At 72.1% G+C, this 12,312-nt stretch carries 11 protein-coding genes; 8 read left to right on the top strand and 3 right to left on the bottom strand.

What is annotated here, in order from left to right; translation table 11 throughout:
* Nucleotides 1-3: 3 nt before the first annotated feature.
* The gene (locus OG844_RS14645) at nucleotides 4-2,181 is read right to left on the bottom strand and encodes a DEAD/DEAH box helicase (RefSeq protein WP_406390513.1); all 2,178 of its coding nucleotides are present in this window, start codon (nucleotides 2,179-2,181) and stop codon (nucleotides 4-6) included.
* A 97-nt stretch (nucleotides 2,182-2,278) separates the two neighbouring features.
* Nucleotides 2,279-3,061: an IclR family transcriptional regulator gene (locus OG844_RS14640; protein ID WP_406396131.1), complete on the bottom strand. Its 783-nt coding sequence runs from the start codon at nucleotides 3,059-3,061 to the stop codon at nucleotides 2,279-2,281.
* Between the two features lie 494 nt (nucleotides 3,062-3,555).
* Between OG844_RS14640 and OG844_RS14635 the strand changes: the two genes are divergently transcribed.
* From OG844_RS14635 to OG844_RS14600, 8 genes are all read left to right on the top strand, one after another.
* Nucleotides 3,556-4,599, top strand: coding sequence for an ABC transporter substrate-binding protein (locus tag OG844_RS14635; RefSeq protein WP_406390512.1), 1,044 nt, complete (start codon nucleotides 3,556-3,558; stop codon nucleotides 4,597-4,599).
* Nucleotides 4,596-5,609, top strand: coding sequence for an NrtA/SsuA/CpmA family ABC transporter substrate-binding protein (locus tag OG844_RS14630; RefSeq protein WP_406390510.1), 1,014 nt, complete (start codon nucleotides 4,596-4,598; stop codon nucleotides 5,607-5,609). The genes OG844_RS14635 and OG844_RS14630 overlap by 4 nt, the downstream gene beginning before the upstream one ends.
* A complete protein-coding gene (locus OG844_RS14625) occupies nucleotides 5,606-6,445 on the top strand; it encodes an ABC transporter permease (RefSeq protein WP_406390509.1) in 840 nt (279 codons plus the stop codon). Before OG844_RS14630 ends, OG844_RS14625 begins: the two co-directional genes overlap by 4 nt.
* A complete protein-coding gene (locus OG844_RS14620) occupies nucleotides 6,442-7,212 on the top strand; it encodes an ABC transporter ATP-binding protein (protein WP_406390508.1) in 771 nt (256 codons plus the stop codon). The genes OG844_RS14625 and OG844_RS14620 overlap by 4 nt, the downstream gene beginning before the upstream one ends.
* Nucleotides 7,213-8,130 (top strand): ABC transporter substrate-binding protein, encoded by a 918-nt coding sequence (locus OG844_RS14615; RefSeq protein ID WP_406390507.1) that lies wholly within the window; start codon nucleotides 7,213-7,215, stop codon nucleotides 8,128-8,130.
* A 5-nt stretch (nucleotides 8,131-8,135) separates the two neighbouring features.
* Nucleotides 8,136-9,209 carry an LLM class flavin-dependent oxidoreductase gene (locus OG844_RS14610; RefSeq protein ID WP_406390505.1) on the top strand — a complete coding sequence of 358 codons (1,074 nt, stop codon included), beginning with the start codon at nucleotides 8,136-8,138 and terminating at the stop codon, nucleotides 9,207-9,209.
* 200 nt (nucleotides 9,210-9,409) lie between these two features.
* Nucleotides 9,410-10,207 (top strand): VOC family protein, encoded by a 798-nt coding sequence (locus OG844_RS14605; RefSeq protein WP_406390503.1) that lies wholly within the window; start codon nucleotides 9,410-9,412, stop codon nucleotides 10,205-10,207.
* 75 nt (nucleotides 10,208-10,282) lie between these two features.
* Nucleotides 10,283-10,540: a WhiB family transcriptional regulator gene (locus tag OG844_RS14600; protein ID WP_406390502.1), complete on the top strand. Its 258-nt coding sequence runs from the start codon at nucleotides 10,283-10,285 to the stop codon at nucleotides 10,538-10,540.
* Nucleotides 10,541-10,643: 103 nt separating this feature from the next.
* Here OG844_RS14600 and OG844_RS14595 read toward each other — a convergent pair whose 3' ends face one another.
* Entirely contained in the window at nucleotides 10,644-11,531 is an 888-nt protein-coding gene (locus OG844_RS14595; protein WP_406396130.1) for a chitosanase, read from the bottom strand.
* Between the last annotated feature and the right edge of the window lie 781 nt (nucleotides 11,532-12,312).

Below are 12,312 nucleotides of genomic sequence, written 5' to 3'. Positions count from 1 at the left end.
CTCTCAGGCCGTCAGCCGCCGCTGCTCCTCCTCGACGACGATCCGGGCGAGCGCCCCGTCCGACACGTCGACGGCGTCGGGCGTCGCCTCGGCGACATCGCTGCGCCGCGCGTACGCGTCGAAGAGGCGGTCCTTGCGCGCGAGGATCTCCAGCATGCGCTGGTCGACGCTGTCGGCGGCGAGCAGCCGGTGCACCTGGACCGTCCGTATCTGCCCCATGCGATGGGCCCGGGCCACGGCCTGGTGCTCCATCGTGGGCTTGATCTGCGGTTCGCACAGGATGACCACCGAGGCCGCCTGCATGTTCAGCCCGACGCCGCCGGCCTGGATCTGGCTCAGCAGGACGGCGTGCCCGTCGGCCGCGCCGAACGCGTCGACCAGCCCCTGTCGGCGCGCGGCCGGGACACTCCCGGAGACCGGACCGAACACACCTTCGCCCAGAGCCTCCCCGACGGTCCGGAGAACTTCGCGGAAGTACGAGAACACGACGACCTTGAGCCCGTTGTCCTCGGCCTCCGTGACCAGCTCGCACAGCCTGTTCAGCTTCGCCGAGGTCTCAGGACGCGCGTACGCGGCCCGGCGCATCCGCATGAAGTGCCCGGCGGCGACCGCCTCGCGGTAGGCCTCGAGATCACCTGCCGAGAACTCCTCCCACTCGTCGGCCTGTACCACTGCGGGGAGTTCGCTCAGCACGTCCTCCTGATTCCGCCGCAGGTAGGCGGGAGCGACGGCCCTGCGGAAGGCGTGCGATCCGGCGACGCCGTGCGTGGTGGTGACGGACGGCGCCAGTTCGGGACGCAGTTGGCGCACGAGGCTCCGGAACTCCTCCACCCGGTTCTCCATCGGGGTACCGGTGAGGAAGAGAACCCGTTCGGTGTGGCCCGTCCAGCCGGTCACGGCACGGGAGCGCCGGGTGCCGGGGTTCTTCACGAAGTGCGCCTCGTCGACCACCACCATGCCGGGCCGGATCCCGCAGGCCGGCCCCCCGGGCAGGGTGTACAGCGCGTCGAACGTCGTCAGGGCGACGCCGCCCTTCTCGCGCCACTCGGCGAACGCGTCCTGGCGCTCGGGGCCGTGCACCGGCACGGCGCGCAGAGTGGAGCGGGCACGGATCTCCCGGCTCCAGTTGATCAGTACGCTCGCCGGGCACACCACCAGGAAGTGGGTCTCGTCCCGTGCCGCGAGGTGGGCCAGCGCCGCGATGGCCTGGACGGTCTTGCCGAGCCCCATCTCGTCCCCGAGGATCACCCGTTTCTGGGCGAGGGCGAAGCGTGCGCCGAAGGACTGGTAGCCGCGCAGCGACACCCTCAGGTGTGTGTCGTCGAGCCGCAGTCCACGCACCCGGTCCGCGATCCCGGCGGGCAGGAAGCCCTCGGTGGCGTCCCGGTCGGGTCCGACGGCGGACATCTCCGCGAGCAGGCTGTAGTACTCGGCCGACCGCAGCTCGAAGTCGACCCACGCCGCTGCCCCGGACGCGGGTCCCCGCAGCAGATCGACGGAGACCTGGCCGAACAGCAGCCGCAGTTCGCGCGCGGCCGCCGCTTCGACGGCGGACCGTACGGAGGCGACGGCGGCCAGCACCTGCGCACGGGCCGCCCGTCCCGCGAACAGCATGCGCAGCCGGCTGCGGGCCGGTGCGGCGGCGGCGAGCGGCGGTTCCAGGTCCGTGACGAGCCGCCGGGCGAGGGTCGTGGCCCGGCGTGCGTCTGGGCCCGCCTCGACGAGCCGGTGCAGGGCGATGAGCAGCGCGGTCGTGGCAGTGTCCGAGCCGTCCACGTCTATCCGTACGGCGACGGTGTCCCGGACCGCGTGCGCGATCTGCCGGGTGGCTGCCAGTGCCCGGTCCGCCGTCTGCGCCCCGACACCGGGGATCTGGCGGAGCTCGTAGCGCCCGGTGTCGTGGACCTGGCCCACCGTCAGGTAACCGGCCTGCTCCAGCGCGCCGAGCCGCAGCCGGCCCTCGGTGACGTCCCCGAGCCGGGCGAGGGGGATGGCGGCCAGCTCCCGGCCGACGAGGGAGTCGAGAAGGGGGGCCAGTGCGGTGCGTGCGCCGTCGACGGCCCGGGCGTGGTCGTCCAGGACGGCGCGGGCCGTCGTGACGAGCCGGTCCGCTTCCTCGAGCAGCTCACGGGCGGCTCTCCCCGTGGGTGCGTCCGCGCCCGAGGGTCCGGCCTGTGTCATGTGCGTCCTTCTGTCCCGCAGCCCTCTCGGTGACCGAGCGCCCGTCACCTTCCCGGGCGGGGTACATCGTCGCACGGGCATGCGTCGGAGCCGTCCATCACGGGGCGGGCGGGCGGCGTTCGGCCGGCGTCAGCAGCAGCACCTCCAGGGCGCGCGCACAGGACCGGGCCTGTTCGAGGAACCAGTCCGTCCGTTCGTCCGTGATCACGGACGGGGTGGCGCGCACGGCGAGCGCGAAACGCGCGTAGCCGGAGCCGTCCAGCACGGGGACGGCCAGGGTGCGCACCCCGAGCGCCGACTCTCCGTCGTTGAGCGCGTACGCCTCGGTCCGTACCCGCTCCAACTCCGCCTGCAGCAGAGAGGGTTCCACGATCGTACGGTCGGTGAAGGCGCGCAGGGGCGGGAGCCCGGCAGGCCCGCCCTCGCCCGACCGGGCCCAGGCCAGCAGGACCTTGCCCAGCGCCGTCGAGTGCAGCGGCCTGCGCAGCCCCGAGTGCGGGGTGACCGAGCCGCCGGCGACGATCACCGCGTGCGGGCCGCTGCGCAGCGCCAGGTCGGCCGTCGCACCCGTGCGCTCCGCCAGGTCGGTCAGTTCGGGGGCGGCCAGATGGAGCCCCCGCTGGTGGTACGAGAGCCGGCCCAATTCGGTCACCGCGGGGCCGAGCCGGTAGCGCGATGTGCGCGCGTCCTGCTCCAGGAAACCCGCACCGAGGAGGGTGCGGGCCAGGCGGTGGGCCGTGGAGACGGAGAGCTCCAGCCGCCGGGCAAGGTCGGAGGCGCTCAGGTCGGGGCCGTTGTCGTGGAAGCAGTGCAGGACGTCCAGCGCACGCAGCACTGCCTGGGCTCCGCCGGGTGCGGGCACCGCCGCGGCCTCGGTCATGTCGTTCCACTCTCCGCTCGCGTGGGGGGACGGGACCAACGAGGCTCCCATGGTTGCCACATTACGGGAGGGAAGAGAGGGATGAGCGGGACGGTGAAACACTCCGTTCATAGTCAATCCCACATGATGGGAAGCCAGTTGTGAGCACGGGTCGGCCCGTGGCAGGCTTCAGCCCTCACCACCGGTGAACGGAAAGGAGCAGTGCCATGGCAGGCCCCCGCGCCACCACCCCGGGCACCACAGCTCCGGTCCGGCTCGCCCTCACGCTGCGCCGCCACATCGACCTGGCACGCGTTTCCAGCGCCTCCTGTCGCTGAACCCCCGCAGCCCCTTCACCTCTTCGCCGACGCTCCCGCCGACCGGGCCGGCCGCTCTCCCCGCCCTGCCGCATCCGGTGATCCCTCCGGAGCGTCCCCGCGGGTCGCGGCCCGTTCCGGTGCCGGACGCCGCGCCCGTACGCCCCTCCTGCTTCGCCGACCCTTCGGGAAGACTCCATGACGCGCTCCGCCGTCCTGCCCAGGACCCTCTGGTTCACCCGCTGTCCCGTACCCACCGCGACCGGCATCGCCGCCGACCGGCGGTGGCTCAGCGACGAGTTCGCCCCCGACGGCATCGCCGTGCGCTCCCTCCAGGACGCCGACCCCGACGCCGACCGTGGCGCCCACTTCACCCACGCCCTGCCGGGACTGTTCCGCGAGGGCGGCAACGTGCCCGCCCTGTGGGCCCGTTCACGCGGTGAGCGGACCCGGCTGATCGGTCTGACCTGGATCGAGGAGCGCCAGGCCGTACTGGTAGCTCCCGGATCCGGGATCAGGGGCGCCGACGCCCTGCGCGGACTGCGGCTCGCCGTGCCCTCGCACACCCTGGCCATCGACTTCTGGCGGGCCATGGCGCTGCGCGGATTCGAGGGCGCTCTCGGGTCGGCCGGTCTGACCCTGGATGACGCAGCACTCGTCGACGTGCCCGCCGACGCGCACCACGGCCAGTGGGCCGCCGAACTCGACGCGCTGCGGCGCGGCGACGTCGACGCGGTGTACGTCAAGGGTGCGCTCGCCGTCGAGGCGGCTCGCAGGGCAGGCGCCGAGGTCGCCGTGGAACTGGACGAACTGCCCGACCGCCGGTTCCGCGTCAACAACGGAACGCCCCGCCCCATCACCGTCCACCAGCAGTTGCTGGACGACCACCCCGGGCTCGTCGACCGCTTCCTCGCCGTCCTGCTCCGAGCGGCCGACTGGGCCACCGGACAGCCCGCCGAGGTCGACCGCATCCTCGGAGCCGAGACCGGAGCCGGCGCCGACGGAGTCGCGGGCGCCTACCGCCCCGGTACCCATCTCACCCTGCACCCCGACCTGTCGGCCGAGCGGCTCGGCCTGCTCGCCGAGCAGGAGACCGCGCTGCGCGCCCACGGCTTCCTCCCGGAGCCGGTCGACGTCGCGGCGTGGGCCGACCCCGCACCGCTGCGCAGGGCAGCCGCCCTCGCACGGCTCCACCCCGTCCCCACGTCCATCCCCGAACCCCGAGGACCACTGTCACCATGAACCCGCACCTTCCGGGCCGCACGGCCCTGGCCCCCGCACTCCTCACGGCCACCGCGCTCCTGGCCCTCAGCGCCTGCGCCACGTCCGAGGCCGACAGCGGAACGGGCGCCGCGAGCACCGTCACCGTGCGCATTCCCGACCCCGGCAACTCCGGAGTCCTCGCCGTCGGCAAGAAGGACGGCAGCCTCGACAAGGCCCTCGGCAAGGCCGGTGCCGAGGTGGAGTGGACCGGCAGCGCGGGCCCCTTCGCGCCCGCCGCCCAGGCCATGAACGCCGACCAGCTCGACTTCGCCACCGGCTCCATCACCTCGGGCGTCACCTCCCTCGCCCAGCGCCCCGGCTTCAAGTTCTTCACCGCCGTCGACCCCGACGCGACGGGCGAGGGAATCCTGGTCCAGAACGGTTCGGGCATCGACTCCGTCGCCGGTCTCGTGGGGAAGAAGGTCGCCGTCAACCAGGGGGGCACCGGGGAGTACCTGCTGCTCAAGGCGCTCGCCAAGGCCGGCATCCCGGCGGACAAGGTCGAGCGGGTCTATCTGCGCCCCGACCAGACCGCCGCCGTGTTCAACGCGGGCAAGGTCGATGCCTGGGCCGTCTGGGCCACCTACGCCGTGGCCGAGATCGGCAGCGGCAAGGCCCACTTCCTCGCCGACGGCGCCGCCATCGGCTCCGACAACTACAGCCTGAACGCGGTGCGTACGGGCTTCGCCGAGAAGCACCCCGAGATCGTCAAGGCCCTCTACGCGTACCTCCACGACGCCAGCGCCCGCCAGAAGAAGAATCCCGCCGCCTATCTGAACGTCTTCACCGACGTCGGTCCCACCGCCGTCACCGGCAAGGCCGAAGAGGTGCAGACCGCGATCATCGCCAAGGGGGGCACGGTCGACCCGATCGGCCCCGAGGACATCGAACGCTTCGAGGCCGTCGCCGCCTTCTACGCGGAACAGAAGGTCACCAAGGGACAGGTCGATGTCGCGGCTCACCTCCTCGACGTCGAGAAGCTGACATGAGCGCGGTCTCCGAAGGGACCGCCACGGACGGCCTCGTCGCCCCCCGGCCCCAACTCCGCAAGCCGCGCGGCCGTCCGTTCGCCCTGACCGTCCGCGCGCTGGGCCCGGTGGCCCTGCTCCTGCTGTGGTGGGCGGCCTCCGCCACCGGGCTGCTCACCCCCGATGTGCTGGCGTCGCCCGCGGAGGTCCTGCGGGCCGTGGGGGAACTGTGGGGGAACGGGCAGCTGCCCGACGCGCTCACCACCTCCCTGACCCGGTCCGGGATCGGCCTGCTCTTCGGGCTCGCCGCCGGGCTGGTCCTCGGCATCACCACCGGATTCACCCGGATCGGCGACGAGCTCCTCGACTCCTCGCTCCAGACCCTGCGCACCATCCCCTTCCTCGCACTGGTCCCCCTGTTCATGGTCTGGTTCGGGATCAACGAGACGGCCAAGATCCTGCTCATCGCCGTCGCCACCACCTTCCCCATGTACGTGTCCACGTCGAGCGGTGTGCGTAACACCGACCCCAAGCTCGTCGAGGCCATGCGCAGCTTCGGGATGAGCAGGCTCGCCATCGTGCGGGAGGTCGTCCTGCCCGGAGCCCTGCCGTCCCTCCTGGCCGGCCTGCGGCTGTCCATGACGCTCAGCGTGATCGCCCTCATCGCCGCCGAGGAGATCAACGCCACCGCGGGCATCGGCTATCTGATGTCGCAGGCGCAGAGCTACGCACGCACCGACATCCTCGCCGTCTGCATCCTGATCTACGGCCTCCTGGGCCTGGCCGCCGACATCCTCGTACGACTGCTGGAACGCGTCCTGATGCCCTGGCGGTCCCCGCAAGGAGGGACACGATGACCGACCGAACGCAGCGGCCCGCTGTACGGGTACGCGGACTGCGCCGGGTCTTCGGCACCCGGGCCGTGCTCGACGGTCTCCGGCTCGACATCGCCCGGGGCGAGTTCGTCGCCCTGCTGGGTGCCAGCGGCAGCGGCAAGACCACCCTGCTCCGCATCCTGGGAGCACTGGACGGAGCCGACGGGGGAGAGGTGCTCGTCCCCGAGGCCCGCACCATCGTCTTCCAGGAGCCCCGCCTCGTACCGTCCAAGAAGGTCCTCGCCAATGTGACCGTCGCCCTTCCGCGCAGCCGATCCGCCCACGGACTCAGAGCACTCGCCGAAGTGGGCCTGGAACGGCACGCCGACGCCTGGCCGACCACGCTCTCCGGCGGCGAGGCACAGCGTGTGGCACTCGCCCGGGCGCTGGTGCGTGAGCCCGAACTGCTCCTGCTGGACGAGCCGTTCGCTGCCCTGGACGCCCTGACCCGGCTGAAGATGCAGGACCTGGTGGGGGAGCTGTGCCGCAAGCACCGCCCTGCCGTCCTCCTGGTCACCCACGACGTCGACGAGGCGGTACGGCTCGCGGACCGCGTCGCCGTGCTGCGCGACGGGAAGCTCGTCACCGACGAGACCGTCGCCGTCGACCGGCCGCGGGACCCCGGCGACCCCGCGTTCGCGGCCCTGCGCCGCCGGCTGCTGAACGACCTCGGCGTCGATGCCGCCCCTGCCCCCTCACCGTCCCCTGCCCCCGCCCCCGTCGAAACTGCCGAAGTCGGAGTGATCTGAATGACCATCACCATCGGTGTCCACAGCAGCAACCCGTCCCTCTTCCACCTGTACCACCTCTCCCGCCTCGGCATCGCCCAGGAGGAACTGGCCGCTCTCGGTGAGACGGTCGCTTTCCACCCGTACACCAACGGGGTCCGCACCGGTGAGCTCCTCGCCCAGGGCGTCATCGACTTCGGCGGCACCGGATCCACCCCGCCGGTCACCGCCCAGGCGGCCGGCCACGACCTCGTCTACACCGCCGTGTCCGCCCCGCGCCCCGAGCACGGCGCGCTCCTCGTCCCGGTGGACAGCCCCGTCCGTACGGTCGCCGACCTCAGGGGCACCACCGTCCACCTCGCCATCGGGTCCTGGCAGACCCATCTGATCGCCAAGGCCCTGGACGAGGCCGGACTCTCGTACGCCGACGACATCACCGCGGTCCGCAGCACCGACGACAGCGAACAGCTGCTGCGCTCCGGGGACATCGCCGCATGGGTCGCCCAGGGACCGCAGCTGGCGGCCGCGCGCAGGACCGGCGGGCTGCGCACCCTCGTCGCCACCGGCGACGTGATCACCGACCGGTCCGTCTTCTTCACCCGGCGCGAACTCGCCGAGAACCGGCCGGAGATCATCGACGCGCTCACCCGCGCCCTCCAGCGCGCCGACGACTGGGCAGCCGCCAACCCACGTGCCGCCGCCGAGATCGCCGCCGCCGACCTGGGCGGGAGCGCCGACGACTGGGAGACCGCCCTGCGCGCCCTGCCGTGGAAGATCGAGTCCGTCAGCGACGCGTTCATCGCCGAACAGCAGGAAGCCGCGGACATCTTCCACCGCACCGGGTTCATCGACCGGCCGGTCGAGGTCGCCACCGCCCGGGCACACGCGGGCACCGCGGCCGCCGGCGCCGTTTCCGCCTCCGGCCCGAAGGCGGCCTGAGCGGCATGGCGACCGAAGTCCTCTGGTACATCATCCCGCGCGAAGGCGCCTACCCCTGGGAGCCGGAGGGGCGGCGGCCGGCCGACCTCGGCTACCTCAGCCGGCTCGCCGGAACCGTGGAGCAGCTCGGTTACAGCGGCGCCCTGCTCGCCACCGACCTGTACGACGTCTGGCCGCTGGGCAGCGCCCTCGCCGCCTCCACCAGCACCCGCTTCAAACCGCTGCTCGCGGTTCACCCGGGTCTCGTCTCGCCCACGCTGCTGGCCAAGATGGCGCTGAGTTTCGACCAGCTCTTCGGCGGCCGGCTGCGCTTCAACGTCGTCAACGGCTCCACGAAATCGCTCCAGGAGTACGGACTCCACGTGGAGCACGACGAACGCTACGAACTCAGCGCCGAGTACTGGTCGATCGTCAAGCGGTTGACGGCCGGAGAGGTCTTCGACCACAAGGGCCGCTTCTACGACCTGAAGAACGCGGGCGCCTCGTTCCGTGAGCTGAAGCCCGTCCAGGACCCGCACATCCCGCTCTGGTTCGGCGGCTCGTCCGCCCCCGGCATCGAGATGGCGGCCGAGCACGTCGACGTCTTCCTCACCTGGGGCGAACCGCCGCACCTGCTGAAGGAGAAGCTGGAGCGGGTACGGGCGCGGGCCGCCGCGTACGGCCGCACCCTGCGCATCGGGCTGCGTCTCCACCTGATCGTCCGCGACACGGAGGACCAGGCATGGGCGGCGGTCGACCGACTGCTGGACGTCACGAGCGAGGCGACGTACGCCCGTCAGCTCGGCGACCGGGTGGGCGAGGACGGCGTGGGCTGGCAGCGCCAGTTCCGCCAGCACGGCGGCAAGGTCCCGGCGAGGGCGCGGGAACTGGAGACGCACCCCAACATGTGGCCGGGCATGAGCCTGTTCCGGCCGGGCCCCGGCACGGCCGTGGTCGGTTCGACGGCCCAGGTCGTCGAACGCCTCAAGGAGTTCGAGGACCTCGGCGTCGACACCTTCATCCTGTCCGGGAACCCGCTGCTGGAGGAGGCCTACCGGGTGGCGGAAACGGTGCTTCCGGCGCTGGGCGTCACACGCTGACGTCCACCCTGCCCGGCCGGACCGAAGCCGCACACGGCCGGTCCGGCCGGGCACGCATCGGGCCCGGGGACACAGGGTGGCGGGAACCCGGTCGCCCCGCGCGGGCTGCGGTTGTCAGTGCCCGGTGCAAGACTCGGTGGGTCAGGGAAATGCCCGCACGATGAGCGAGCGAGACCTACGACTCGCCCGAGGAGCACACCATGCTCGACCCCAGTTTCGTCACCGGCGCCCCCAACTGGACCGACCTCGGCACACCCGACATCGAAGCGGCCACGGCCTTCTACCAGGGCCTCTTCGGGTGGGAGCTGGTGCCCGGCGGCCCCGAGACCGGTGGGTACGGGACGTACCAACTGCGGGGCAAGACGGTCGCCGGCGTCATGACGGTGCCCGAGGACCAGGGCAAGCCCTCCTGGTCCGTCTACTTCCAGACTCCCGACGCGGATGCCACCGTGCGGGCGGTGGAGAAGGCCGGCGGGTCCGCGGCGTTCCCTCCGATGGATGTGCTCGACTACGGGCGCATGGGCGGCTTCAAGGACAATGCCGACGCGTACTTCGGCGTGTGGCAGCCGGGCACGAACACAGGCCTGGGCATGATCATGGAGCCGGGTTCGCTGATCTGGTCCGAGCTCTACACCCCGGACGTGCCCGCGGCCGCCGCGTTCTTCCGGACGGTCTTCGGATGGGAGACCGAGGGCATGACGTACCCCGGGGGCACCTACACGATGGTCCGGCCCGCAGGCAGCGCGGGCGCCGACTCCTCCTTCGGCGGGCTCGTCCAGATCGACGAGGTGCCCAGCGAGGCGGCTGCCGGGCCGCACTGGCTTCCGTACTTCGCGGTGGAGGACGTCGACGCGACGCTCGCCGATGCGACACGGCTGGGCGGCCGCGTGACCCTGGCCCCCATGGACGTGGAGAACGTCGGCAGGATCGCCAATCTCGCCGATTCCGCGGGCGCGGCGTTCGCGGTGATCAAGCCCGCGCCGATGCCGTCGAGCTGACCGGACGCGATCGGCGCGGAGTGCGTTGACGGTTCGTTGATCACTTGTTTATCGGCATGGGGCACCGTGTGCCGCATGCCGATGAACACCATGATGACCGACGACGCACTCGCCTGGCAGGAGACGGCACTGTGCGCCCAGGCCGGACCCGAGTTCTTCTTTCCGGCTCCCGGCAGCTCGACCCGCGAGGCCAAGCAGTTGTGCAACGCCTGCGAGGGACGGCTGGCGTGTCTGGAGTACGCCCTCGCCCATGACGAGCGTTTCGGCGTGTGGGGCGGGCTCTCGGAGAAGGAGCGGGACCGGCTCCGCAGGGGCCGCCGCGCCGAGGGCTGACGTCCCGGCGCGAAGCAGCGGCTGACGGTACCGGCCGGACAGCCGCTACGGCACCGGCCGGACAGCCGCTGACGCGCGTGCGGTTGTCGCGGAGCCCGTGCGCCTACGGGATGCGGAACGTCTCGCCGTACACCTGCCACACGAGCGGCTTCTTCAGCTCGAGGTTGCCCTCCCGCAGGAACACCCGCTGCGCGGTGTCGATCCGGGTGGTGTCGCGCTGGACCTTTCGCGCCAGGATCGCGGACCGGCTCTCGTCGAGGAACGCGCCGAGGTACTGCGCCTCGTCGCCGCCCTCCGCCGCCGTGTCCACCGAGGCCATCGCGGCGTCCCGGATGCCGTAGAAACCGTCCGCCTCGACGCCGGGCCCGTGGAGCACCATCGCGTCGTAGTAGATGAACTGCCCCAGGGTGCCGAGACCGTCCAGCTTCGCCAGTCGCACCGCGGGTTCGAAGTAGAGCCTGTCCCGCATCGTGTTCTGAGCCGTGCGGAACGCCGGGTCCTCGGCGGCCGCTTTCCACGCGTCGGTGAAGCCGGGGTCCAGACCCTCGTGCGAGTCCGTGCCGTCCACCTCGCGCAGCGCCTCGAGGAACGGGGCGAGCGGATTGTCCGGATGGTCCTTCGTGTACGCCTCGACCAGCTGCAGCATGTCGTTCGTGCCGGAGCAGAAACCGATGATCCCCGCGGTGTAGCCGGTTCCGTCACCGACGTCCTCGATCGCCCCGTACTGGCTGCGCCAGTCCAGGGTCGAGGCCTCCGCGCTGCCCACCAGCTGGGAGGCGATCTCCTTCATGGCCGGAGCGGCCAGCCCGGGCGGCAGCCCGGCAATCTTCTCGTCGTTCTCGGCGCTCCGGCCGGGGCTCTCCGCCTGTGCGGCGGCCTCAGCGGCCTCGGTCGGCTGCGGGGAGCTCGGGGGCAGCTCGGAGTCGCCGCTGCTGAACAGAATAGAAACGGCGATGGCGATAGGTGCACCGAAAAGAACAAGACGCGTCACTGGCTTCACCCGGCACAGAGTACGTTCCGTAAACCTGTGGGGTCAGCCCGGCCTCGCACGGCAGAATCGCCGCATGACCGATGCCGGGCCAGTCGCCCTCGTCCGCGCTCTCCTCGACGCCGTGGATTCCCTCGCCCATCCACAGCGCAGGAGAGAAGTGGCGGCACACGCCCGGCGGTTCACCGCGGACGGGGTGCTGCGTCCCGTCCTGGAGGAGCTGGAGACCGGGGGACCGTACGAACGCGGGCTCGCCGTCGTCGCCGCGTCCGTGGGCGGCGACCGCGACTGGCTGGCCGCCCGCATCGCAGACGAGGACGCGTTCGTGCGGGGACACGCCCTGCGGGCGGCACTCTCCGCGGGCGTACCGGACACGGCGTACGAGACGGCGCTGCCCGACGCCCCGGCCGACGTACGCCGCCGGCTCCTGCAGGCCGTCGTCACCGACGGCCGTACCGAGCTCGCCGACCGGCCGATCGAGCCACTGCGCGAGAGGTGGGGGCGACGCGGAGGCGGCCCGGCTGCTCCGGGGCCGCTCCACCGCGACCGTGAACAGGCTCCTGCCCGGCCTCTTCCCCTCGGTGACCGCTGGGCCGCGCTCGGACGCCACCATCCCGGCCCGTTCCTCGACGCGGCGGAACGGGACCTCGCCGACCGGCCCGTGACACGGACGTCCTGCTCGCCGTCGCCGGCCGGCTCACCGGGAGCGGCGGTCCGGCCGAAGGGCTGTTCGCCACCGCGATCACCGCGGCGGCGGGACGGCGCACCGACTGGACCGGGCCCT

The organism is Streptomyces sp. NBC_00887, assembly GCF_045207585.1.
This window is presented reverse-complemented; position numbering and strand designations above follow the sequence as displayed.

Coding starts and splice junctions, on each gene's coding strand:
- OG844_RS14600 (WP_406390502.1), top strand. CDS start 10,283: ATGCCGATGAACACCATGATGACCGACGACGCACTCGCCTGGCAGGAG.
- OG844_RS14620 (WP_406390508.1), top strand. CDS start 6,442: ATGACCGACCGAACGCAGCGGCCCGCTGTACGGGTACGCGGACTGCGC.
- OG844_RS14635 (WP_406390512.1), top strand. CDS start 3,556: ATGACGCGCTCCGCCGTCCTGCCCAGGACCCTCTGGTTCACCCGCTGT.
- OG844_RS14645 (WP_406390513.1), bottom strand. CDS start 2,181: ATGACACAGGCCGGACCCTCGGGCGCGGACGCACCCACGGGGAGAGCC.
- OG844_RS14610 (WP_406390505.1), top strand. CDS start 8,136: ATGGCGACCGAAGTCCTCTGGTACATCATCCCGCGCGAAGGCGCCTAC.
- OG844_RS14630 (WP_406390510.1), top strand. CDS start 4,596: ATGAACCCGCACCTTCCGGGCCGCACGGCCCTGGCCCCCGCACTCCTC.
- OG844_RS14615 (WP_406390507.1), top strand. CDS start 7,213: ATGACCATCACCATCGGTGTCCACAGCAGCAACCCGTCCCTCTTCCAC.
- OG844_RS14605 (WP_406390503.1), top strand. CDS start 9,410: ATGCTCGACCCCAGTTTCGTCACCGGCGCCCCCAACTGGACCGACCTC.
- OG844_RS14625 (WP_406390509.1), top strand. CDS start 5,606: ATGAGCGCGGTCTCCGAAGGGACCGCCACGGACGGCCTCGTCGCCCCC.
- OG844_RS14640 (WP_406396131.1), bottom strand. CDS start 3,061: ATGACCGAGGCCGCGGCGGTGCCCGCACCCGGCGGAGCCCAGGCAGTG.